At 41.1% G+C, this 22537-nt stretch carries 24 protein-coding genes; 1 reads left to right on the top strand and 23 read right to left on the bottom strand.

Features of this window, described 5'->3' with window-relative positions; all coding sequences use genetic code 11:
* Positions 1 to 29: 29 nt before the first annotated feature.
* The 20 genes from atpB to KTHG_RS01155 all read right to left on the bottom strand — a co-directional run bounded on the left by atpB (position 30) and on the right by KTHG_RS01155 (position 18473).
* Positions 30 to 743: a F0F1 ATP synthase subunit A gene (gene atpB, locus KTHG_RS01250; protein ID WP_020189101.1), complete on the bottom strand. Its 714-nt coding sequence runs from the start codon at positions 741 to 743 to the stop codon at positions 30 to 32.
* A 36-nt stretch (positions 744 to 779) separates the two neighbouring features.
* A complete protein-coding gene (locus KTHG_RS01245) occupies positions 780 to 1151 on the bottom strand; it encodes an ATP synthase subunit I (protein WP_020189100.1) in 372 nt (123 codons plus the stop codon).
* Between the two features lie 485 nt (positions 1152 to 1636).
* Positions 1637 to 2743, bottom strand: coding sequence for a non-hydrolyzing UDP-N-acetylglucosamine 2-epimerase (gene wecB, locus KTHG_RS01240; protein ID WP_020189099.1), 1107 nt, complete (start codon positions 2741 to 2743; stop codon positions 1637 to 1639).
* Positions 2744 to 2761: 18 nt separating this feature from the next.
* On the bottom strand, positions 2762 to 3391 hold the full coding sequence (gene upp, locus KTHG_RS01235; protein ID WP_020189098.1) for a uracil phosphoribosyltransferase: 630 nt from the start codon (positions 3389 to 3391) through the stop codon (positions 2762 to 2764).
* 362 nt (positions 3392 to 3753) lie between these two features.
* Positions 3754 to 5007, bottom strand: a complete 1254-nt coding sequence (gene glyA, locus KTHG_RS01230) for a serine hydroxymethyltransferase (RefSeq protein WP_020189097.1) — start codon at positions 5005 to 5007, stop codon at positions 3754 to 3756.
* Between the two features lie 44 nt (positions 5008 to 5051).
* Positions 5052 to 5609, bottom strand: coding sequence for a TIGR01440 family protein (locus tag KTHG_RS01225; protein WP_020189096.1), 558 nt, complete (start codon positions 5607 to 5609; stop codon positions 5052 to 5054).
* 12 nt (positions 5610 to 5621) lie between these two features.
* Positions 5622 to 6065, bottom strand: coding sequence for a ribose 5-phosphate isomerase B (rpiB, locus tag KTHG_RS01220; RefSeq protein WP_020189095.1), 444 nt, complete (start codon positions 6063 to 6065; stop codon positions 5622 to 5624).
* Between the two features lie 304 nt (positions 6066 to 6369).
* Complete coding sequence (locus tag KTHG_RS01215) at positions 6370 to 7653, bottom strand: methyl-accepting chemotaxis protein (protein WP_020189094.1); 1284 nt, start codon at positions 7651 to 7653, stop codon at positions 6370 to 6372.
* A gap of 12 nt (positions 7654 to 7665) precedes the next feature.
* On the bottom strand, positions 7666 to 8097 hold the full coding sequence (locus KTHG_RS01210; protein ID WP_020189093.1) for a low molecular weight protein arginine phosphatase: 432 nt from the start codon (positions 8095 to 8097) through the stop codon (positions 7666 to 7668).
* Positions 8098 to 8235: 138 nt separating this feature from the next.
* Positions 8236 to 9261 (bottom strand): L-threonylcarbamoyladenylate synthase, encoded by a 1026-nt coding sequence (locus KTHG_RS01205; RefSeq protein WP_020189092.1) that lies wholly within the window; start codon positions 9259 to 9261, stop codon positions 8236 to 8238.
* A 16-nt stretch (positions 9262 to 9277) separates the two neighbouring features.
* Entirely contained in the window at positions 9278 to 10141 is an 864-nt protein-coding gene (gene prmC, locus KTHG_RS01200) for a peptide chain release factor N(5)-glutamine methyltransferase (RefSeq protein ID WP_020189091.1), read from the bottom strand.
* Positions 10125 to 11204, bottom strand: coding sequence for a peptide chain release factor 1 (gene prfA / locus KTHG_RS01195; protein ID WP_020189090.1), 1080 nt, complete (start codon positions 11202 to 11204; stop codon positions 10125 to 10127). The genes prmC and prfA overlap by 17 nt, the downstream gene beginning before the upstream one ends.
* Positions 11205 to 11360: 156 nt before the next feature.
* On the bottom strand, positions 11361 to 11963 hold the full coding sequence (locus tag KTHG_RS01190) for a thymidine kinase (RefSeq protein ID WP_020189089.1): 603 nt from the start codon (positions 11961 to 11963) through the stop codon (positions 11361 to 11363).
* A 212-nt stretch (positions 11964 to 12175) separates the two neighbouring features.
* Entirely contained in the window at positions 12176 to 12376 is a 201-nt protein-coding gene (gene rpmE, locus KTHG_RS01185; protein WP_020189088.1) for a 50S ribosomal protein L31, read from the bottom strand.
* Between the two features lie 159 nt (positions 12377 to 12535).
* Entirely contained in the window at positions 12536 to 13819 is a 1284-nt protein-coding gene (rho, locus tag KTHG_RS01180) for a transcription termination factor Rho (protein ID WP_020189087.1), read from the bottom strand.
* Between the two features lie 184 nt (positions 13820 to 14003).
* Positions 14004 to 14972: a class II fructose-bisphosphatase gene (glpX, locus tag KTHG_RS01175; protein WP_020189086.1), complete on the bottom strand. Its 969-nt coding sequence runs from the start codon at positions 14970 to 14972 to the stop codon at positions 14004 to 14006.
* 129 nt (positions 14973 to 15101) lie between these two features.
* A complete protein-coding gene (locus KTHG_RS01170; protein ID WP_020189085.1) occupies positions 15102 to 16361 on the bottom strand; it encodes a UDP-N-acetylglucosamine 1-carboxyvinyltransferase in 1260 nt (419 codons plus the stop codon).
* 97 nt (positions 16362 to 16458) lie between these two features.
* A complete protein-coding gene (gene fsa, locus KTHG_RS01165; protein ID WP_020189084.1) occupies positions 16459 to 17106 on the bottom strand; it encodes a fructose-6-phosphate aldolase in 648 nt (215 codons plus the stop codon).
* 56 nt (positions 17107 to 17162) lie between these two features.
* Positions 17163 to 18017: a class II fructose-1,6-bisphosphate aldolase gene (gene fba, locus KTHG_RS01160; protein WP_020189083.1), complete on the bottom strand. Its 855-nt coding sequence runs from the start codon at positions 18015 to 18017 to the stop codon at positions 17163 to 17165.
* Between the two features lie 84 nt (positions 18018 to 18101).
* A complete protein-coding gene (locus tag KTHG_RS01155) occupies positions 18102 to 18473 on the bottom strand; it encodes a response regulator (RefSeq protein WP_020189082.1) in 372 nt (123 codons plus the stop codon).
* A gap of 91 nt (positions 18474 to 18564) precedes the next feature.
* On the opposite strand from KTHG_RS01155, the gene KTHG_RS01150 reads away from it, so the two are divergent.
* Positions 18565 to 19089: a DUF2529 family protein gene (locus tag KTHG_RS01150; RefSeq protein ID WP_020189081.1), complete on the top strand. Its 525-nt coding sequence runs from the start codon at positions 18565 to 18567 to the stop codon at positions 19087 to 19089.
* A 709-nt stretch (positions 19090 to 19798) separates the two neighbouring features.
* Here KTHG_RS01150 and KTHG_RS01145 read toward each other — a convergent pair.
* The 3 genes from KTHG_RS01145 to KTHG_RS01135 are packed head-to-tail and all read right to left on the bottom strand — an operon-like array spanning position 19799 to position 22526.
* Positions 19799 to 20461, bottom strand: a complete 663-nt coding sequence (locus KTHG_RS01145) for an ABC transporter ATP-binding protein (protein ID WP_020189080.1) — start codon at positions 20459 to 20461, stop codon at positions 19799 to 19801.
* Positions 20458 to 21384: an ABC transporter permease gene (locus KTHG_RS01140; RefSeq protein ID WP_020189079.1), complete on the bottom strand. Its 927-nt coding sequence runs from the start codon at positions 21382 to 21384 to the stop codon at positions 20458 to 20460. The genes KTHG_RS01145 and KTHG_RS01140 overlap by 4 nt, the downstream gene beginning before the upstream one ends.
* Positions 21381 to 22526 (bottom strand): ABC transporter permease, encoded by a 1146-nt coding sequence (locus KTHG_RS01135; protein ID WP_020189078.1) that lies wholly within the window; start codon positions 22524 to 22526, stop codon positions 21381 to 21383. Before KTHG_RS01135 ends, KTHG_RS01140 begins: the two co-directional genes overlap by 4 nt.
* Positions 22527 to 22537: the final 11 nt, after the last annotated feature.

Genomic DNA, 22537 nt, shown 5'->3' with positions numbered 1-22537 from the left:
GCTGCCTAGTTTCCTAGACAATTTTTATACTAATGGTCTTTGCTCACTTTGTGAGACATGTAAACCATTGTTAACATAACGAAAATGTACGATTGGATCGTACCGATGAAGATTGAGAAACCTTGCCATGCTAATGTTGGAATGATTGCTGCGATAATACCAGCACCGCTCCACATGCTTGCAAGACCTGCAAGTAAGCCTAAAAGAACCTCACCTGCGTAGATGTTACCATAAAGTCGAAGACCTAATGTTAACGTGTTGGCAAATTCCTCGATCAATTTGATTGGGAATAACCACCACATCGGTGTGAAGAATGTTTTCGCGTAGCCGCCAATCCCTTGTGCTTTAATACCATAGTAGTTAGAAAGAACAATGATCATGACTGCAAAAGTTAATGTAATTGCTGGATCGGCTGTAGGTGATTTCCACCATAAGTAACCATCAATTTGGACTGAGAATGGTAAACCTAACATATTTGCTACGAAAATAAACATGATTAATGTAATCCCTAGAATATGGAATTTACCACCTGTTTTCCAGTCCATGTTGCTGCCGATAATGCCTCTTACGAAGTCCATTAACCACTCCATAAAGTTTTGCATACCAGTTGGCTTCATTGCTAACTTACGTGTCGCAAGGACAGCGATTAATAATACGATTAAACAAGTAATTGTAATCATCATTAAGTTAGCTGGATTGAAACCTAATCCCATGAACTCAAAATACGGATTTAAGTGATTCATTTCTGTGTGTTCACCTCTCTTTCGAATGCGCCGAGCTTATTGGTTTTTTAAATGAAATACGATCCTGTCCACTAATAGCAGAACGTACGGAATCATTAATCCAATGATCGTGCCGCCAACGCTAATATACTGCGGATACGTGAGCGCAAGCGCAACACCTAACACACCAGAAGCGAAGCGAATAAGGGTACCTAAAGAACGCGTCTTTTTCCCCTGCTCTACATTACGACCAAAGCTTTCCATTTTCCGGACCAGATTCCAAAAATTAAATAGACCGCAAAGCGCACCTACTGCGAGACCAGCGAATACTTGTTGATATGTCGTAAAAAACCAGCCTAACGCGCATACGAGAAGAAACAAAAGAACAATCTTTTTTAATCTTCTATAAATGAGATGCATTTCTACCATTGGCCTTTAATCTCCTGAATCTTTTTTCGAATGATGGAAGTACTAGCTGACCACCGGTAAGTTACCGGATAAGTAGCGTTAAACTACAAATGCGGGAGGGAAACGAGCTCCCTATATGTGAGCGTTAAGCTTTTAGGAAACCCTTTTCATTCTTTTAACGTCTAAAGAAACACCAATAAATATGCGAATAATCGTATTTTTTATTCAAAAATAGGTATTCCCACATACTGGTGACTTTTCCGATAAAAGATAGAGTAGAGCCATAATAAGCTTAACCATTTTTAACCCTTTGTTAGCATACAATAGTGAATATTTCATGTCAATTGCTTAGAGTGAAAAACTTCACAAGCAAATAACTTTTGTCGATTTGTTGACAAATTTGTGTAAAATTTAAGAAACGTTGTTATAACAACGTTTCTTAAACACCTTAGCGAGCTTTTTCCCTACATTGAAAAGAGAGAACGTGCTGTCTTTTTCACTAACTATTATTGTAAGAAAGTAATTAGCGCCTTTACAATCCGTTCTGACGCATGTCCATCCCCATATGGGTTTGAGGCATGGGCCATTTTTTTATAGGCTTGCTCATCTGTCAGCAATTCTGTAGCTAATCGGTAAATTTGTTCCTCATCCGTACCCGCAAGTTTCAGCGTTCCTGCCGAGATCCCTTCTGGCCGTTCCGTCGTATCTCGTAAAACGAGTACCGGCTTCCCTAGAGAAGGTGCCTCTTCTTGTACACCACCAGAGTCCGTCATAATCATAAAGGACTTAGCAGCAAAGTTATGGAAGTCGAACACATCAAGCGGTTCGATTAAGTGTACTCTGCTCTCCCCCCCTAGTACGTCTGTTGCGATTTCTCGCACGACAGGGTTCAGATGAATGGGGTACACAACTTCCACATCCTCGTGATCTTGAAGCAGGCGCTTAATCGCCCCGAAGATATGACGCATCGGTTCGCCAAGATTTTCACGACGATGTGCTGTCAGTAAAATCATGCGCTCCCCTACTAGCTTCTCTAAAATCGGATGCGTGTACGAATCGTCGACCGTCGTTTTTAAAGCATCGATGGCTGTATTGCCTGTAACGACGATTGCGTCTTCCTGCTTGTTCTCACGAAGTAAGTTTTCTTTTGCTTGTTCAGTTGGTGCAAAATGAATATCCGCCATGACACCTGTGAGCTGACGATTCATCTCCTCAGGGTATGGTGAATATTTATTGCCCGTGCGAAGTCCTGCTTCTACATGCCCGACTGGGATTTGATTGTAAAATGCTGCAAGACTTGCAACAAATGTCGTTGATGTATCTCCATGTACAAGCACGATATCTGGACGAGCTTCTTTCATTACAGCATCTAGCCCCTCTAAGCCACGTGTTGTGACATCGATTAGCGTTTGACGAGCTTTCATGATGTTCAGATCATAATCTGGTGTAATCTTAAACGTTTCAAGCACTTGGTCGAGCATTTCTCGATGCTGTGCTGTCACCGTCACGATTGTTTCGATTTCTTCGTGCTTTTTCAGCTCTAGTACGAGTGGGGCCATCTTAATGGCTTCCGGTCTTGTTCCAAAAACTGTCATGACTTTCAACTTCGACATTTCTACACCGTCCTCTAATTATTTAGTACCGAATAAACGGTCTCCTGCATCACCTAAACCAGGAACGATGTAGCCGTGGTCGTTTAATTTTTCATCTTTTGCTGCGATGTAAATATCAACATCTGGGTGTGCTTTTTGAAGTGCTTCTACGCCTTCTGGAGCTGCGATTAGGCACATGAATTTAATGCTTGTCGCACCGCGTTTTTTAAGTGAATTGATTGCTTCAATTGCAGAACCACCTGTTGCTAACATTGGGTCAACAACGTAGAAGTCACGTTCTTCAATATCTGCTGGGAATTTTGCATAGTATTCCACTGGTTGTAATGTTTCTGGGTCACGGTATAAACCAATATGCGCTACTTTTGCAGCTGGGATTAGTTTTAACATACCATCTACCATACCTAAGCCTGCGCGTAGGATTGGCACGATCGCCATTTTTTTACCAGCTAAAACTTTTGTTTTTGCTGTTACAACTGGTGTTTCTGTTTCCACTTCTTCAAGCGGCATATCACGTGTGATTTCAAATGCCATTAACGTAGCAACTTCGTCTACTAGTTCACGGAATTCTTTCGTACCTGTATTTTTGTCACGAATAAAAGTTAATTTGTGCTGAATTAATGGATGGTCAAAGACGTATACTTTACCCAAGGTTAAACACTCCCTATAAATAATTATCTTATCTATTATAGCAGAAAAAGCACTTTCTTTTATGTCATTTCAATGGAAAATCAATTTTATGACAATGAAACTATATTTTTTGAAGTTGCTGTATACTGTCCAATGTCCTATTAAAATCCACAAACTACAAGAATAGATATATTATATAGAAGAAACTAGTATTTTCTAGCATCCTCTTCTATTCTCCCCTCTTCTTAATTTCACAAAAAATAATAATTAAACACGGAAAAATAAAAAAAATGGACCATGACCTTGCGCTCCCCTATTAGAAAGCGCACCAAAAAACATGTACAAACATGGCATTTGGAAAACATCATCGTCCATTTTAATAATTAAGCGTAGATTGGGTGTTTATCTGTTAAAACTTTTACGCGTGCTTTCGCATCTTCTTTAACAGCTGCATCTTCTGGATTTTTAAGAACAGCCGCAATTAATGCGCCTACTTCTTTCATATCCTCTTCTACAAAGCCACGAGAAGTAATAGCTGGAGTACCGATACGTACACCTGAAGTTACAAATGGTTTTTCAGGGTCATATGGGATACCATTTTTATTTGCTGTGATGTTTACTTCATCAAGTAAGGCTTCGGCTACTTTACCAGTTAGGTTTAGTGAGCGTACATCTAATAGAAGTAAGTGGTTATCTGTACCGCCAGAAACAAGGTCGATACCTTCAGCTTGTAATGCTTCGCCTAGCGCTTTTGCATTGTTGATCACTTGTTGTGCGTATTCTTTAAATTCAGGCTGTAATGCTTCACCGAAAGCAACTGCTTTACCAGCGATAACGTGCATTAATGGACCACCTTGGATACCAGGGAAGATTGATTTATCAATTTTCTTAGCCCATTCTTCTGAAGTTAAGATCATACCACCACGTGGACCACGTAATGTTTTATGTGTTGTCGTTGTAACGAAGTCCGCATATGGTACTGGATTTGGATGAAGGCCTGCTGCTACAAGACCAGCGATATGCGCCATATCCACCATGAATAATGCGCCTACTTCATCCGCGATTTCGCGGAATTTTGCGAAGTCGATTTGACGAGGGTATGCACTAGCACCTGCAACGATTAATTTTGGTTTGTGCTCTAATGCTTTTGCACGTACATCTTCATAATCGATTACGTTTGTATCTTTTGTTACACCGTATTCAACGAAGTTGTATTGAACGCCAGAGAAGTTGACTGGGCTACCATGTGTTAAGTGACCACCATGAGCAAGGTTCATACCAAGCACTGTATCGCCTGGTTCTAAAACAGTGAAGTACACAGCCATGTTCGCTTGTGCGCCAGAGTGTGGTTGTACGTTTACATGTTCTGCACCGAATAATTCTTTTGCACGATCGCGCGCAATATCTTCAACGATATCAACGAATTCGCAGCCACCATAGTAACGTTTACCTGGATAACCTTCTGCGTATTTGTTTGTAAGTACTGAGCCTTGCGCTTCGATAACTGCTGCTGAAACGATGTTTTCAGATGCGATTAATTCGATGTTTGCTTGTTGACGCGCAAACTCTTTTTCCATCGCTTCAAATACTGCTGAATCTTGTGCTTTTAAATTTTCTTGTGCTGCAAGTTTTGCCATTACTCTTTTTCCCCCTAAAATCTTTTTTAATTTATATGAACATCCTATTCAGATGTTTCTAACGTATAAACTGCGCGTTCACCGCCGATTAATTTCGGACGTGTTTTCGCTGCTGTAACAACTGCCTCACCAATTGTTTTCACCGATGTACGAATCGGAACAGCCACGCGTTTTAAATGCATACCAATGAGCGTTTGCCCAATATCGATGCCTGCGTGTGCCTGTACTTCCTCAACGACAACCGGATCTTCCAAATGGCGATATGCATAGGTTGACATCGAGCCCCCAGCTTTACGCACCGGAACGACTGCTACTTCTTCATAACCATATTTTTCGGCTGCCGCGCGCTCTAGTGTGATGGCACGATTTAAATGCTCACAGCCTTGAAAAGCTAAATAAACACCTTGTTTATTTGCGAAGTTTTGAAGTGGTCGGAATAATGCTTCTGCAATCTCCATGCCACCTGCTGTGCCAATTTTTTCACCTTTCACTTCAGATGTTGAACACCCGATGACGAACAGTTGGCCTTTTTTAAGTGGTGCCTGTTCTACAAATTCATCGAGTAACGTTTGAAGCTCGATTTCGATTTGTTGTAGCGTCATGCTTGTCACCTCTTAGTTTTTTGCTTCGATTTCTGTGATTTTGCTTACGCGACGCTCGTGACGACCGCCTTCAAAATCTGTCGCTAACCAAATATCAACGATGTCTAATGCTAGACCAGCGCCGATAACACGTTCGCCCATTGCGATAACGTTTGAGTCATTATGACAGCGTGTTGCTTTTGCTGAGAATGTATCGTGAACTAACGCACAACGCACGCCTTTTACTTTGTTCGCCGCAATTGACATGCCGATACCTGTACCACAAATTAGAATCCCTTTATCAAATTCGCCGCTCGCTACGCCTTCTGCTACTGGCATCGCGAAGTCCGGATAATCGACTGAGCCGTCCTCTTTTGGACCGAAGTCAGTATATTCATAACCTTTTGCGTCTAAAAGTCCTTTAATTTCTTTACGTAAGTTGTTACCACCGTGATCAGATGCGATTGCAATTTTCACAGTTATCCCTCATTTCTTAATCTTAGTCAAAATCAGTGTACCACTTATTTCAAGAGAATAACATCATTATGAGATGAATTTCAGGAATAAATTTTCGCTAAAAAGCGAACATTTAAGTCCATAAATAAGTGAACATATGTATTTTAAAATAAAATTAGCGATTTAAAAGATTAATCTACTCGGATAATTCGTATTTTACCAAGTATTTCATTGTTGCACAACCTAAAAAAGATGATTCTGTATCAAATACAGAATCATCTTACATGACTGCCTTAAATTTGTTCGTAAACGAGCACTTCATTCACTAGCGTTGAAACTTCGCTATGACTTCATATAACTCACGAGTTTGATAATTTACATCTTCCATTAAACGATTCATGTCATCAATCGCTTTTACTTGTTTTTCAGTCGCCTGCTGAACATCCTGTGTACCGACGGACGTTTGCTTCGCAATGGCTGCTACTTCCTGTGACTGTGCGGTGGTTTGTTCAAGCATATTACGCTGCTCATCTGCAAGATGTGAAATCTCTGTCACCGACTTCGCTACCTCATGAATCATCGTCGTCATACCGTCCACTGCCTCAGTTGTCGCGGCAACACGTGCCACCTCTTTTTCCGTTGTTGTCACCTGCTCATGCATCGACGCAACGACCGTTTTTACATCACCCTGCATTTTATGAATTAAATCCGTAATATTATGCGCGGCTTCTGAGCTACCATCTGCTAGTTTTCGTACTTCCTCGGCAACGACCGCAAAGCCTTTACCATGCTCCCCTGCACGTGCCGCTTCAATCGATGCATTTAGCGCAAGTAAATTTGTCTGATCTGCAATTGAGCTCACAAGCTGAATAATATGTTCAATTTCCGTCGCATTTTTCTCAAGCTGTAAAATTTCTTCAAGTGATTGACGATTATTATCGACCATATTTTGTACACCATCTACGAGTAAATTAATCTGCTCTGTCGCAGCCGTCAATTCTTTAACCATTAATTTTGAAGTTGATTGTGAAACATCCACATAATCACTCACTGAGTTCGTAATGTCGCGTACATTTTCTAATGAGTTTGCTGTAAACTGTACCGCATTCGATGATTGCTCAGCACCAATTGAAATATCCGAAATCGTTTTCGCGATAGCATCGGTTTGTGCCGTCGCCTGCTGCGTACCTGATGATAATTTTTGCATGCTCGTATTCGTCGCTTCAAAATTATCCTCGATACGCGCAACCATTGAGCGTAAATTGACAAGCATCGTTTGGAAAGCCTTCGCAAGGGATTCCATTTCGTCATTCGTTTTTGGAATATCAATATCACGACCAATTTCACCACGCGCGGCCGCATTCGCCACTTCCTCTAGTTGCTGAAGTGGTCTCACTAAAATAACACCTAAAAATCCAGCTAAAATACCTGACCAAATAATACCCAGTGCATATGTAACGATTTCAAATACTTTTCGATTTGTCTCCGGGAAAAACATTGGTTGTACATATTCAATGAAAAGAAAGCTAATGCTGTATGTAACGATGGCCAGCGCCACCACAAATACAATCAATTTTTTCCGCAAACCAAACTTCACACGACTTTCCATACGATTCCTCCTCTAATGCCATTTTTCTACGATCACATCAATCAGCTTTGATAACTCTTTAAATGTTTCACGATAAATTGCGGTCGAACCACCGTAAGGATCACTTACATCCCCGTCTTGGTCTAGCGCATATTCCTTCAGTGAGAACGTTTTATCTGCTACATGAGGATATGCTTGAAGAAGACCATTTTTATGTGATACGGTCATCGTTAAAATTAAATCGGCCCATGCTAAATCATCTGGCGTAACGGCTGATGTTGTGTGTGGCATCCACATATTTTCCTCTTGTAGTACTTGTGTCGTACCTGTAGACATCACACCTCCTGGCATTGCGTAAATTCCTGCTGATTTTACTTCAACACCTTCTAATTTTTTGGCTGCTAAAATCGCGGCAGCCATCGGACTTCGACATGTGTTTCCCGTACAAATGAAATAAATATTCATTGTCTTCTCCACCTTTCTTTCATCGTTCTAATTACATTGATTATAAGCTATTTTAAGTCAAAAATCACAAAAAAGAGGCCTTAACAGTAGGCATATGAAATGGCAACTGTCAAAACCTCTCTTTTTCTATTCTAAGGATTAGCCTTCATACCAATGACCGCCTGCTGATTTTTCAAGACGGTTCATAATCGCTGAACCCATATCATTTTTATCCGTTACCGTCGCCAAAACGACATCGGCATTGGTCGCATTACACGCGCGCAGTGCATCATATAAATGGGCCGCCATCTGCTCATGTGTCCCATCACCGAATGTGAAGAACCAATCCGCTTCAAGTTTTCCAAAATGGTCGGGTGCAAGGAGTGCTACCTTTTTGCCGTCCGCATGAAGCGCTGCTAGTGCCTCTTTTACTGCTACTTCATCGTTATCGATTAAAAGCACAGGTGCATCTGGCGCGTAATGTGTATATTTCATACCTGGCGCCTTAGGGGCACCGGCTTTTTGCTCGATATGCGTTGGCTCATTGACTGGGCCAATGACCGCTTCGAACATTTCTTTCGTAATACCGCCCGGACGTAAAATCGTTGGGGGATTAAGTGTTAAATCGATAACAGTTGATTCCACACCAATGCCTGTCGCACCGCCATCTAAAATCAGTGGAATGCGACCTGTTAAGTCTTCCTCAACATGAACGCCCTCGGTCGGACTTGGTTTCCCACTTGTGTTGGCACTTGGCGCAGCCACTGGTTCATCCAATTGTCGTAATAATCGTAAGGCAACAGGATGATTTGGCATACGAATGCCTACTGTATCAAGACCAGCTGTTACTTTTTCAGATAGCGCACCAGGCTTCACATGACAAATGACCGTTAATGGACCCGGCCAAAATGCATCCATACATTTTTTCGCCTTTTCTGAAATGTTATCAACATAACGCTCCAGTTGGTCAAAGGCGCCAATATGCACGATTAGCGGATTATCCGACGGACGACCCTTCGCAGCATAAATTGCGGTTACGGCCGCATCATTCGTCGCAATACCACCAAGGCCATACACGGTCTCGGTTGGAAATGCGACAACCTCGCCTGCTTTTAATAACGCCACTGCCTCGTCAAAAGCAGGGTCTTCTGTTACGCCATCTACGATTACTCGTTTCGTTTCCATGTTGTTGATTCCTCACTTACTTAGTTAATTCGCAAAATACCATACGGTCCTGCCCAAACATATCTTTCACAACTTCGACTTTTGCATGTTCAACATGCTGACGGAAGAAGCCGGCTACTGCATTCCCTTGTAGATAGCCAATCTCAACGCCAATTAGTCCAGGTCGATTCATCAGTGCTGGTAGATTCTCTGCTAGCTTACGATATAAAATCAATCCATCTTCCTCTGCAAATAATGCAGTATGTGGCTCGTGCTTAATGACGGAATCATCCATGACAGCCACTTCTGACTGTGCGATATAAGGTGGATTCGACAATACAACATCCCATTTTTGATGTGCAATCGGTGCCGTTAAATCCCCTTCTAGAAACTGAATATCCGCCTCTAGTGCCTTAGCGTTACGCTTCGCTACCGCTAGTGCTGCCGCTGAAATATCCGTTGCTGTGACATGAAGCTTCGCACATTCTTTCTTCATTGAAATCGCAATCGCACCACTGCCTGTGCCGATATCTGCCACCTGAATATCATCATGACCAAATAATTTACGCATACGCTGCAATGAATAATGAACAAGCTCCTCCGTTTCCGGACGTGGAATTAAGACATTTTCATCGACATAAAATGAACGACCGTAAAATTCCTCATGATGTGTAATGTACTGTACAGGCATACCACCAATATGTGTATGCACAGCCTCTTCAAATTTTTGAAGGTCAGCCGCCGCTACCTCATCTTGCATCGCCATCACTAAATGCGTATAATCCACATCCAACACATACTGCATCAGCAGCTGACCGACACGCGTCTCACAATTTGCTTCCTCTAAAATAGAAGAAGCCCAATCAAGGGCCTCAAAAACTCGCTTAGAATCGTTGTTCATTTAGAGCATCCAATTTTTTAGCTTGTTCTTCCATAATTAATGCATCGATAACGTCATCTAGTTTACCGTCAATAATTTGGTCTAATTTTTGGATTGTTAATCCGATACGGTGATCCGTTACGCGGTTTTGTGGATAGTTGTACGTACGGATACGTTCTGAACGGTCACCTGTACCAACAGCTGATTTACGTTCTGCATCGTATTTTGATTGTTCTTCTTGTTGTAATTTATCGTAAACACGTGCACGAAGGATTTTCATCGCTTTTTCACGGTTTTTAAGTTGTGAACGTTCATCTTGCATTGCAACAACAACGCCTGTTGGAATATGTGTCATACGAACAGCTGATGCCGTTTTGTTGACGTGCTGACCACCGGCACCTGATGCATGATAAATATCAACGCGGATATCTTTATCTTGTAAATCAAGTTCAACTTCAGCAGCTTCTGGCATTACAACAACCGTTGCTGTAGATGTGTGCACGCGACCTTGTGATTCTGTTTCCGGAACACGTTGTACGCGGTGTGCGCCACTTTCATATTTTAATTTAGAGTAAACATCGCTACCTGAAATCATAATAACGATTTCTTTATAACCACCAAGCTCAGTAGGGTTAGCAGAAACGATTTCTGTTCTCCAACCTTGTGTTTCAGCATATTTGCTGTACATACGGAATAGTGAGTTTGCGAATAAAGCCGCCTCGTCGCCACCCGCTGCACCACGAATTTCCATGATAATGTTTTTACCATCATTCGGGTCCTTTGGAATTAATAAAATTTTCATTTTTTCTTCTAAATCAGGAATTTGCACTTCAAGTTCTTTTAATTCCTCTTGTGCCATTTCCTTCATTTCAGGATCATCTTCCATATCAATTAAATCTTTCGCATCTTGGATTTGTTCTTTAATTGATTTATATTCACGATAAACAGTTACGGTTTCTTGAATATCCGATTGTTCCTTTGAAAATTGGGCTAATTTTTTTGAGTCAGATACGATATCTGGGTCACTAAGAAGTTCGTTTAAACGTTCATAACGGTCTTCTACTGCTTGTAGGCGATCAAACATATACTTTCACCTATTCCTTTCTGTTCTATCTATTATTTATTTTTCATTAAAGTTAAATTACTTCCTCAATTAGTATAAAGAAAAAGAGTAACACATGCTACTCTTTTCAAAAATTGCACTTTCTTCATTTTACTACGAAAGCGTCTTTTTAGGTCATTATTTTACTTCATCTAATTGCGTTGCACCGGTTGGTACATAGTGATGATGACGACAACGTGGCTCGTAGGCTTCTGAAGCACCTACTAAAATAACGGGATCATCTGCTTTCGCAGGCTCACCATTAATTAAGCGCTGTGTACGGCTTGCAGGTGACCCACAAACGCTACATACTGCTTGTAGTTTCGTTACTTGCTCCGCAATCGCCATTAAGAATGGCATTGGTCCGAATGGAACCCCTTTAAAGTCTTGGTCTAACCCAGCTAAGATAACACGGAAGCCGTGATCTGCAAGTTTTTGAACCGTTTCGATAATATCTTCTCCGAAAAATTGTGCTTCATCGATGGCGATTAAATCGTACTCATCATCAATATAAGACCACATTTCCTCTGTTTTTTCGATTGGATGTGCAATAACTGTCGTACCGTTGTGACTTACGACCGCTTCCTCGCTGTAGCGATTGTCAATCTTCGGTTTGAATACCGCAATCTTTTGTTTTGCGAATTGGGCGCGGCGCACACGGCGGATCAGTTCTTCCGATTTTCCAGAGAACATACTGCCGCAAATTACTTCAACCCAGCCATTTTGAGACATAACGTACATGGTGTATAGGCTCCCTTCTAAAAATATCTACTCTCTATCATAACAAAAAAGAGCTCACGTACTGCTCTTTTTTTAATAATTATTTGTTATGTACGAACGAAAATCTTTAAGTAATAACGGAATTTATACTACACGATTTTCGTATCGCAGGCAAGAAAAATACCTGCTACGCAACATGTGCATAGCAGGCATATTTTCTACTTAAATAAAAATTATTTAAGGTTGTATTTTTTGTTGAAGCGATCAACACGACCGTCAGCAGATGCGAATTTTTGACGACCTGTGTAGAATGGGTGACATTCGTTACAGAATTCGACGTTAATAGTTTCTTTTACTGAACCTACAGTGAAAGAGTTACCGCATGAGCATGTTACAGTTGCTTGTTTGAAATCTGGGTGGATACCTTGTTTCATAGTTAATGTTCTCCTCTCGCCCTGAACCATCTGGAACAGAGTTAGTATATACGGTTGCCTTACACGACCCATTGAAACGCCGTATATGCAACACACAATATTTGCATTATGAAAATATGATAACAAATTTCTTTAATCAATGCAATCATTATTTCTTTTCTAAATTAAGCCGCGACCATTTCGTTGCTCTTTTGATTTATTGTTCAGTGATTCGAAAAACTCCACATTCGATTTTGTTGAGCGTAGTTTTCGTAAAAACTTCTCTGTGAAATCGGATGAATCTGAAAATGTTTTACGAATCGCCCATAATTTATCAAGCTGGTCCTTTTCAAGAAGTAGTTCTTCTTTACGTGTTCCTGAGCGACGAATATCAATCGCTGGGAATATACGACGCTCTGCTAATGAACGATCTAAATGAAGCTCCATATTCCCCGTACCTTTAAATTCCTCATAGATGACCTCATCCATGCGCGAACCTGTATCAACAAGTGCAGTCGCTAAAATCGTTAAGCTACCGCCCTCTTCGATATTACGCGCCGCACCGAAGAAACGTTTCGGACGGTGGAATGCTGCCGGGTCAATACCTCCTGACAGTGTACGACCACTTGGTGGCACAGTCAAATTGTATGCTCGCGCTAAACGCGTAATCGAATCCATTAAAATAATGACGTCACGTTTATGCTCGACAAGACGCATCGCACGTTCAAGCACAAGCTCGGCTACTTTCACGTGATTCTCTGGTAGCTCATCAAATGTCGACGATACGACGTCTGCATTTACAGAACGCTCAATATCGGTTACTTCTTCTGGACGCTCATCAATTAATAAGACGATTAACTCCGATTCCGGATGCAATTCTGTAATGGCGTTCGCAATTTCTTTTAATAAAGATGTTTTCCCTGCTTTTGGCGGTGCAACAATTAAACCACGTTGACCAAAACCAACAGGTGCCACTAAGTCCATAATGCGCGTTGATAATTTATTTTTTGTTGTTTCAAGCTTAATTTGACGCTCTGGGTATAGCGGTGTGAGTGCAGGGAAATGCACACGTTCTTTCGCTGTTTCAGGGTCCTCTCCGTTCACCGCATCTACATGTAGTAGGCCGTAGTAACGTTCGTTTTCTTTCGGTGGACGTACTTTCCCTGCCACCTTGTCACCATTACGTAGGCTGAAGCGACGAATTTGTGAAGCAGAAATATAAATATCCTCCGAGCTAGGCGAATAATTAATGGGACGCAAAAAGCCGAAGCCTTCTTGTTGAATGATTTCTAACACGCCATCCATATAGAAATAGCCTTCGCGTTCTGCGCGCACTTTTAAAATCGCGACAATTAATTCTTTTTTTGTGAGCTTGCTATAGTATGACACTTTATATTCGCGTGCAAGCGCATAAAGCTCTTTTAGCGTCATATTTTCAAGCTGTGACATTGTTAAATTAGCCATCTTGAGTACACCACTCTTACATTGAATTTTTCTTTATCGAAATGTGTATAGTTTTGGTAAATTTTAGTTGTACATATACTTTCCTATTATACGATTTACACACCGAAAAAGAAACTTATCTTTGCATGCAAAAAAAGAGGTCGCCCATACAGGCAACCTCTTTGTTATCGTATATAAAATTAAATTAGTCTTTGATGTAAAGATCTGGTTTTTTATCTAAACGGTGACGTCCTTCTACGAAGCGAACAGTTCCTGATTTAGCACGCATAACAACTGATTCAGTTGTACAGTGACCACCTTTAAATTGAACACCTTTTAAAAGTTCGCCATCTGTAACACCCGTTGCTGCGAAGATTGCGTCATCACCTTTTACAAGGTCATCCATGTTTAACACAGTATTTACTGCGATACCCATTTTTTCGCAACGAGCTACTTCTTCGTCATTAGACGGTACTAAACGACCTTGGAAGTCGCCGCCTAAGCATTTAAGTGCTACAGCTGCGATAACGCCTTCTGGAGCTCCACCAGTACCGAACATAATATCCACGCCAGTTTCATCAAATGCAGTGTTGATAGCTGCTGCTACGTCGCCATCGTTGATGAATTTAATGCGAGCACCTGCTGCACGAATTTCATCGACGATACCTTGGTGACGTTCGCGTTTTAATAAAGTTGCTACAACGTCCTCTACATTTTTGTTTTTCGCTTTAGCTACTGCTTTTAAGTTGTCTGTCACAGAAGCATCGATGCTAACCATGCCCGCTGCTTCAGGACCAACTGCGATTTTTTCCATGTACATATCAGGTGCATGAAGTAAGTTACCACGGTCTGCAATTGCTAATACTGTTAAAGCATTCCCGCTACCTGCAGCAACGATGTTTGTGCCTTCAAGAGGGTCAACTGCGATATCCACTTGTGGACCGTTTTTATCAGAACCCAATTTTTCACCGATGTAAAGCATTGGCGCTTCGTCCATTTCGCCTTCACCAATTACAACAGTTGCGTCCATAGGAATTGAGTCGAATACTTGGCGCATTGCAGTTGTTGCTGCGTCATCCGCTTCCATTTTAAGACCGCGACCCATCCATCGAGCTGATGCGATTGCTGCTGCTTCTGTTACACGTACTACTTCCATTGATAAACTACGTTTCATGTTTTACTGTTCCTCCCGTTTGCCACTCTATACCGAGTGGTTGTGGTTTAAAAACCAAATCTATTGTAGCACAGTTTATATACAATTTATGTGTTTTTTCACAATGTTAGCAAATGAAAAAATATTTCATCAGTCTTTGATTTCGACTTTACGAATATCTGCTCCAATAGCGGTTAATTTTTCTACAATATGACTATATCCGCGCTCAATATGATAAATATCATGAATAATTGTTTCACCATGTGCAATTAAGCCTGCAATAACAAGTGCTGCACCTGCACGCAAATCTGTAGCAGTAACTGTAGCACCCGTTAGCTCAGTTGGTCCCGTAATAATTGATGTACGCCCTTCAACTTTGCCTGTTGCCCCCATACGATTGAGCTCTGCAATGTGTTTAAAGCGCGCAGAATAAATCGTATCCGTAATGACCGCCATCCCGTTCGCCTGCGTTAAAAGTGCCGCAAATGGCTGCTGAAGATCTGTTGGGAATCCAGGATACACAAGTGTCTTAATATCGACAGCCTTCATCTGTTCGACTTTCGGAATCGTAATGCTTTCCTCGTCTTCAATTACTTCAATGCCCATTTCACGCATTTTTGCCGTCAATGAATCGACGTGCATTGGAATGACATTATCAATGACAACCCCATCGCCAATCGCCGCAGCCAGTAGCATGTATGTACCTGCTTCAATACGGTCCGGAATAATCGTATGGGTCGTACCGTGTAAGCTTTCCACACCGTCAATACGAATAACATTTGTACCAGCGCCTTTAATACGCGCACCCATGCTTGTAAGCAGTGTCGCAACATCAATGATTTCAGGCTCTTTTGCCGCATTTTCAATGATTGTTTGTCCTTCTGCAAGAACTGCTGCGAGCATAATATTAATCGTTGCACCGACACTTGAAACGTCCAAATAAATTTTTGCACCCGTTAATTTTTCAGCACGTAAATAAATCGCGCCATGCTCATTTGTCACGGTCGCACCAAGTGCCTCGAAGCCTTTAATGTGCTGGTCAATCGGGCGTGGTCCAAGGTAGCAACCACCCGGTAAACCAATGACAGCCTGTTTAAAGCGGCCAAGCATTGCGCCCATTAAATAATATGAGGCACGTAGTTTTTTTACATTGCCATTTGGAAGCGGCATATCAATCATCTTCGTTGGATCGACGGTCATATCGCCGTCCTCAAATGTCACTTCACCGCCAATTTCTTCTAGTAACGATTTTAAAGTCCACACGTCTAAAATCTCTGGTAGGCCCTCAATCGTCACTTTTGAATCTGCTAAAATTGTAGCCGGAATTAAAGCTACTGCACTATTTTTGGCACCGCTCACTTTAATCGTTCCTTTTAAACGGTTGCCACCATTTACTTTAAATACGTCCATAGAAGTCAAAATCTCCTTAAATACAAATTTGTCCCGAAACCACACGCAAACAAGCGCGCAGCTTCAGGACTAAATTGTTATAAATTATTGGAACAAATTATTTGTCTTTGTTAGCCCAATCTTTCATGAATCCGTCGATTCCTTTGTCAGTAAGTGGGTGTTTAAATAATTGTTTTAATACTTTGTAAGGTGTTGTTGCAATATGTGCACCTGCAAGAGCTGCTTGTGTCACGTGTTGAGGGTGACGGATTGATGCAGCAATGATTTGTGAATCGATTTCATGAATCGCGAAGATTTCAGCGATTTCACGGATTAATTCAACGCCATCGATACCGATATCATCAAGACGGCCGATAAATGGTGATACGTAAGTTGCACCAGCACGAGCAGCCATTAATGCTTGGTTCGCTGAGAAGATTAATGTAACGTTTGTTTTAATGCCTTCTTTTGTTAAAGCGGCACAAGCTGTAAGACCAGCTTCAGTCATTGGAAGTTTTACAGTGATGTTCGGGTGGATTTTAGAAAGTTCTAAACCTTCTTTAATCATGCCTTCTGCATCTAAAGAAATAACTTCGCCAGATACTGAACCGTCAACTAATTCAGCGATTTCTTTTAAACGGTCGTGGAAAGAGATGTTTTTTTCTTTTGCTACTAATGATGGGTTTGTTGTAACACCTGAAAGGATACCCCATGCATAAGCTTCTTTGATTTCGTCAAAGTTTGCTGTATCGATGAAAAATTTCATTGTGGATTGTTCCCCCTAATTTATAAAACGATGGCTAGTTGCCAAATTATATGTGATTATGCTTGTTGATTACTACCGAAGTCACGGATTTTGCCGATAACTGTTGCTTTAATTGCTTCACGGCCAGGACCCATATATTTACGTGGATCGTAAACTTTTTTGTCGTTTTCTAACACTTCACGAATTGCTGCTGTTTGTGCAATTTGGTTTTCAGTGTTTACGTTAATTTTAGCAGTACCTAAAGAAATCGCTTTTTGGATGTCTTTTAATGGAATACCAGAACCACCATGTAAAACTAATGGTAAATCAGCTAATTCAGAGATTTCTTTCATTTCTTTGAAGCCTAAGTTTGGCTCACCATGGTAAGGACCATGAACTGAACCTAATGCTGGAGCTAAGCAATCGATTGCTGTAGCTTCAACCATTTTACGGCATTCTTCAGGATCCGCGTACATGATACCGCCGATAACGCCATCTTCGTCGCCACCTACTGTACCAAGTTCCGCTTCTACAGATACGCCATGTGCATGTGCGTATTCAACAACTTTAGAAGTAATTTCGATGTTTTCTTCGAATGGGTGATGTGAAGCATCAATCATTACTGATGTGAAACCAGCATCAACTGCTTCTTTACATTTTTCGAAGCTTGAACCGTGATCAAGGTGAATCGCTACTGGTACGGTAATTTTGTAGCTTTCGATTAAGCCTTTTACCATATACACGACAGAAATAAAGCCGCCCATATATTTACCCGCACCCTCAGATACACCTAGGATTACTGGAGATTTTTCTTCTTCTGCAGCTTGTAGAATCGCTTGGACATATTCAAGATTGTTAATGTTGAATTGTCCTACCGCGTATTTACCCTCTTTTGCTTTTTCTAGCATTTCTTTCATAGAAACCAAAGCCATAATATGAATCCTCCTCATGAAATCAAGCATAATTTATTTATTATTCTTAAACAGTACAATCATATCAAAAAGTGATACAATTTACTACTTTAAGTCGTTATCTTTTAACAATTCATTAATTGTTTCGCGCACTTCGATAATTTCAAATGGCTTCTTGAAAAAATGAGCTGCGCCAAGGCTTTTCGCCTGATCTACAAGCTCTTGCTCGCCATATGCTGTCATCATCATGATGACGAATTTTTTGTTCAAATCAGCCGCATGCTGAAGAATTTCTACACCATTCATTCCAGGTAATTTCATATCCGTAAGTAGCGCATCAAAATCTTCATTTTTGATTAATTCAATTGCTTCTAGCCCACTGCCTGCTGTTTGAATTTCGTAGCCTTCATTTTTTAATACTTCTTGTAGCACAATGCGAATCCCAGGTTGGTCATCGACGATTAAAATTTTTTTCATAGCTTCCCTCTCCCTTTCCTTCATAGTATCATATCTTCCCTTTACAACTGTTTAAAAAAATCCTTATAATGAGCATCATGAGGTGAAAAAAATGTTAAAAATGTTAACAACACAATTAACGGGCTTATTACAACGTATTGCTTCTGACCAGGAGGAAACGATTGAGGAGGCTGCGCGCCTACTTGCACAAGCAGGCATTACAGATGGCAAGGTATATTTTGCCTGCTTTGGTGAGATGAAAGCACTTGAATATAATGCGGCACATGCCGAGGAGCCATTTGCGAAAATGACGCCTTGGACAGACGATGCTGTTATCACAGATATGGACCGTGTGCTTATCGTGACGCGCCATGCAAATGATGAAGAAGCACTTACGCTTGCACAAAAGTTATACGATCAATTTATTCCATTCGCAGTCATTACGAGTGAAAAAGAAGCGGACGCAGGAAAAATGGCGGACCTTGCGTATGTGTACGTGTCACTAAAAATGAAACAAGGATTAATTCCAAATGATATCGGCGAACGCATCGTTGTGCCGCATCTTTTAGCAGCACTTTATCTTTACGAAGCCATTAAGGTGCACTATGACGACATGCTATTTAATGACGAAGAATAATGTACCGAGCCGCCTCTGTGCGGTTTTTTTTATGTGCAATGAAAAATCGTTCATTCCCTCAAGAAGCGTGTTTTGGCTACGACATATTTTTAACTAAGCGACACGTACAGGTCAAAGAGCACGCTGTTTTTGTATATATTTGCGCAGCGGCTATCCTATGACAAAAAAGCAACATGATTTTTCCTGTTTTTTTGCGCGTTGACAAATGCTTTTTTAATAAAAGGCTCCCTTAAAAGGGATAAAAACCGGGCGTTTTTGTCCCAAAATGCGCTTTTTCGGGTTCAAAAAGTGGTTGCCATTCTCCTTTTTACTAGTGGTGAATAAATGACAGCCGATTTTCTTGAAATATCGATTTTTCTCGGTCGTGCTGTGTTGAAACTGCCCCTCGGAGCGCCCGAATCGACCCTTTTTTGGTGATTCAGAGCGATTTTCGGCACTTTTTCAGGCTGCATCTTTTGAATAAATGACAGGTTTTTCGTAAACATCTCTGCTTTTTAGCGAAAATGCCTAATTATTTGCGCGAATGGCACATATTTTTAAGTAAGTTGTAGCCAAAACACGCTTCTTAGCAAAATCGTTCATTTAAAAGAGGCTGGGACAAAATACATCATGTTGCTTTTTTAACGTTCGCAATGAAAAACCGGAACCGCGCCACCGCGCGATTCCGGTTTTTCTTATGCTCATAGGAGCGTTTCTTTTTACACGTATTTTACAACTTCGTATACGCGATATTTTTTTCTTCTAGCATATCACGGTAAAACGTATCCTCGCCGATCAGCACAATATTATCTGTGAACGCTTCGATTTCATCTAGTAAGTGCGTCGTTAACAGTACCGTACACGTCGCTGATAATTCATGTAATACATGCTGAATTTCGGTACGTGATTTTAAATCAATGCCTACAGTCGGCTCATCTAAAATTAAAATCGTTGGTTTTGCGAGTAACCCAATAATTAAATTCACCTTACGCTGCGTACCACCGGACAATTTTTTTACGACGGTTTTGCGCTCCTGCTCTATCGAGAGCTTTTTTAAATAATACGCGATTAATTCATCATCAATCGTTTCTTTCAATAGACCTTTAAAGAACGCCAGATTTTCATCGACGGTCATATGCTCCCACAACGCAATTTCCTGCGGCACATAGCCAATACGTTTTTTTCGTTCATTCGCACTCCACTGCACACCATCATATAAAATGGTGCCAGCGGCAGGCTTTTCAATACCGGCAATCATTTTAAGTAGCGTGGATTTCCCGATACCATTTTGGCCGATAAAAAGTGTCATACCAGCCGTCGGAATTTCAAGTGAACACTTTTCATATACGGCTTTTTTTCGGTAATGTTTCGTGACATTTTGTAGCGTAATCATGCCACCCCTCCTAACTGTAGCAAGATGATAATAACAGCAAGCGTCATCGCTAAAATAAGTGCCATAAATAATTGATGACTCCATGTGCGCACATGCGTCAGTAGCAATGCGACGCCAATTTCAAAAACAACGGCGGCCGCAAGTAATATGAAAATGGCTGTAGCAGATACCGATAGGCCAATCAGCATCATCAGACCAAGTGCCCCGACAACTAGTACAAAGCTATGCGCCGCGACATACACCATATAAAACTTGCGATAATTCGTCTCATAAATACGCACCCTCGCCAATGCTTGTGGCTGGCAAAGTGCGCGATTAAGACCAATTTGTGCGACACCAACAAGCAACATCACAATAATGACAGCTGCTAAGCCAAGTGACTGCGGCGATGAATCGACTAATGAACGCATCGTTAATTGCCCCTTTGGCTCCACCTTTTTATATTTTGCGAAAACATCTTCAAGCGCGATGTTTTTTACTTTTAAATGCTGTGCGACGATATATGGTAGCTGCTGTTTATAAGCGGTTTTACTAATTGTTTCTGTTACAATATCGCCAACCATATTATGTTGTACATAAAGCGTTAATACGCCGCTTGTCTGTCTTGCTGCTAAGCGTTTTTCATAGTCATCTGGAATGATCACAACCGCCACAGCACGCTGCTTCGCTACTTCATCCTCAGGATAGCGCTCCTCTGTTGATAAATTTGTGACGTGGAAGCGTGGCTGTTTTTTTAATGCTGTCATCAATTGTTTTGACGATTCACTATCGTCAAAATTTTGCACAGCAACGGGTAATTCAATAAGACGATTTTGCTCTGCAATCAGCAGTTTTAGAACGCCTCCTAATACAAGAAGTGCCGCGAATAAAATCGCATAGGTGCGCCAGTTTTTAACAACAATCAATTGAAAGAAAGACTTCATGCGCGCCCCCTCCTTCCAATGATTACAAGCAGTAGCACGAGTAATATACCAATACTAAGCCAAATCGACAACGCGTAATCGATAACATAATTGTTCATAAACAACTGCAACAGCGCATCAAATAATGGCGCAAATGGGTTGTAATATAGCCATGTGCGCTGGAAGTACATCGTCGGAATAATCGCACCTGAGCCGAGCATAATGAATAGCGTCACAATTATTTTCACGATGCCCGCTAAACGGTTTGCACACAATAAGTCAATGACGACATACACGAATGCCATTAAGACGACAAGGCTACTAATTGTGATCACTAAATACGATAGATTATATGTTTCAAATGCGGGCTGTACGAAGTGATACAGCGCAAATATACTAATAAACGCAAACGCAAGTGTATAAACCGTTGCGAGTGCATAGCGCGCAAGTAAAAGTTTTTCCTTTGCAAATGGATACATTTTTAGCCGGTCGCGCATTGCTCTTGGCATATTCATCTGGAAAATTGTGAGCAGTGCTAAAAAGAAGCCTAGCAATACGAGTACATACGCCGATACGACATAGTAATCGGCAAACGGAATCGTTTCTATTTGATGGGCATCAAAAATTGCACCACGATTTAAGCCATTCGCTAATAAATCCATCATCATCGCAATAATTTCATCATTCGAGGCATCGCGGTAAAAATGACCATACGTCAAAATTCCTGCCTCTGAGACCATCAAGCGGTCATAGACAGATAAAGTCAGTTGATTAATAAGAAGTCCTTGCAGCGAGCGATCATCGTATGTCACGACCTCAATGGGCAATGAACCATTTTTATAAAATGCCTTAGTCATGCCTTCTTTCAAAATGATATAGCCATTAATTTTTTTATCGCGCACGCCTTGCTCTGCTGCCTTTTCATCGTATTCCTTTAAGTGAAAGCCATTCGCGAAGCCATCACCCTGTTGTATGGATTTTAAAATCATACGTGTCTCTGCTGTTTCATCGTTATCTACGACGCCAATATGAATCGTTGACTCAGCTGACTGTTTTTGAATGCCGACAATCGTCGCAAGTATAATAAAACAGGCAAACACTAAATACGGAATGATGTACCACTTTTGCAATAAAAAAGAGTGGTACGCTTTCAGTATCTTCATAAAAGCACCAC

Source organism: Kurthia sp. Dielmo (assembly GCF_000307285.2).
Taxonomy (GTDB): Bacteria; Bacillota; Bacilli; order Bacillales_A; family Planococcaceae; genus Kurthia; species Kurthia populi.
This window is presented reverse-complemented; position numbering and strand designations above follow the sequence as displayed.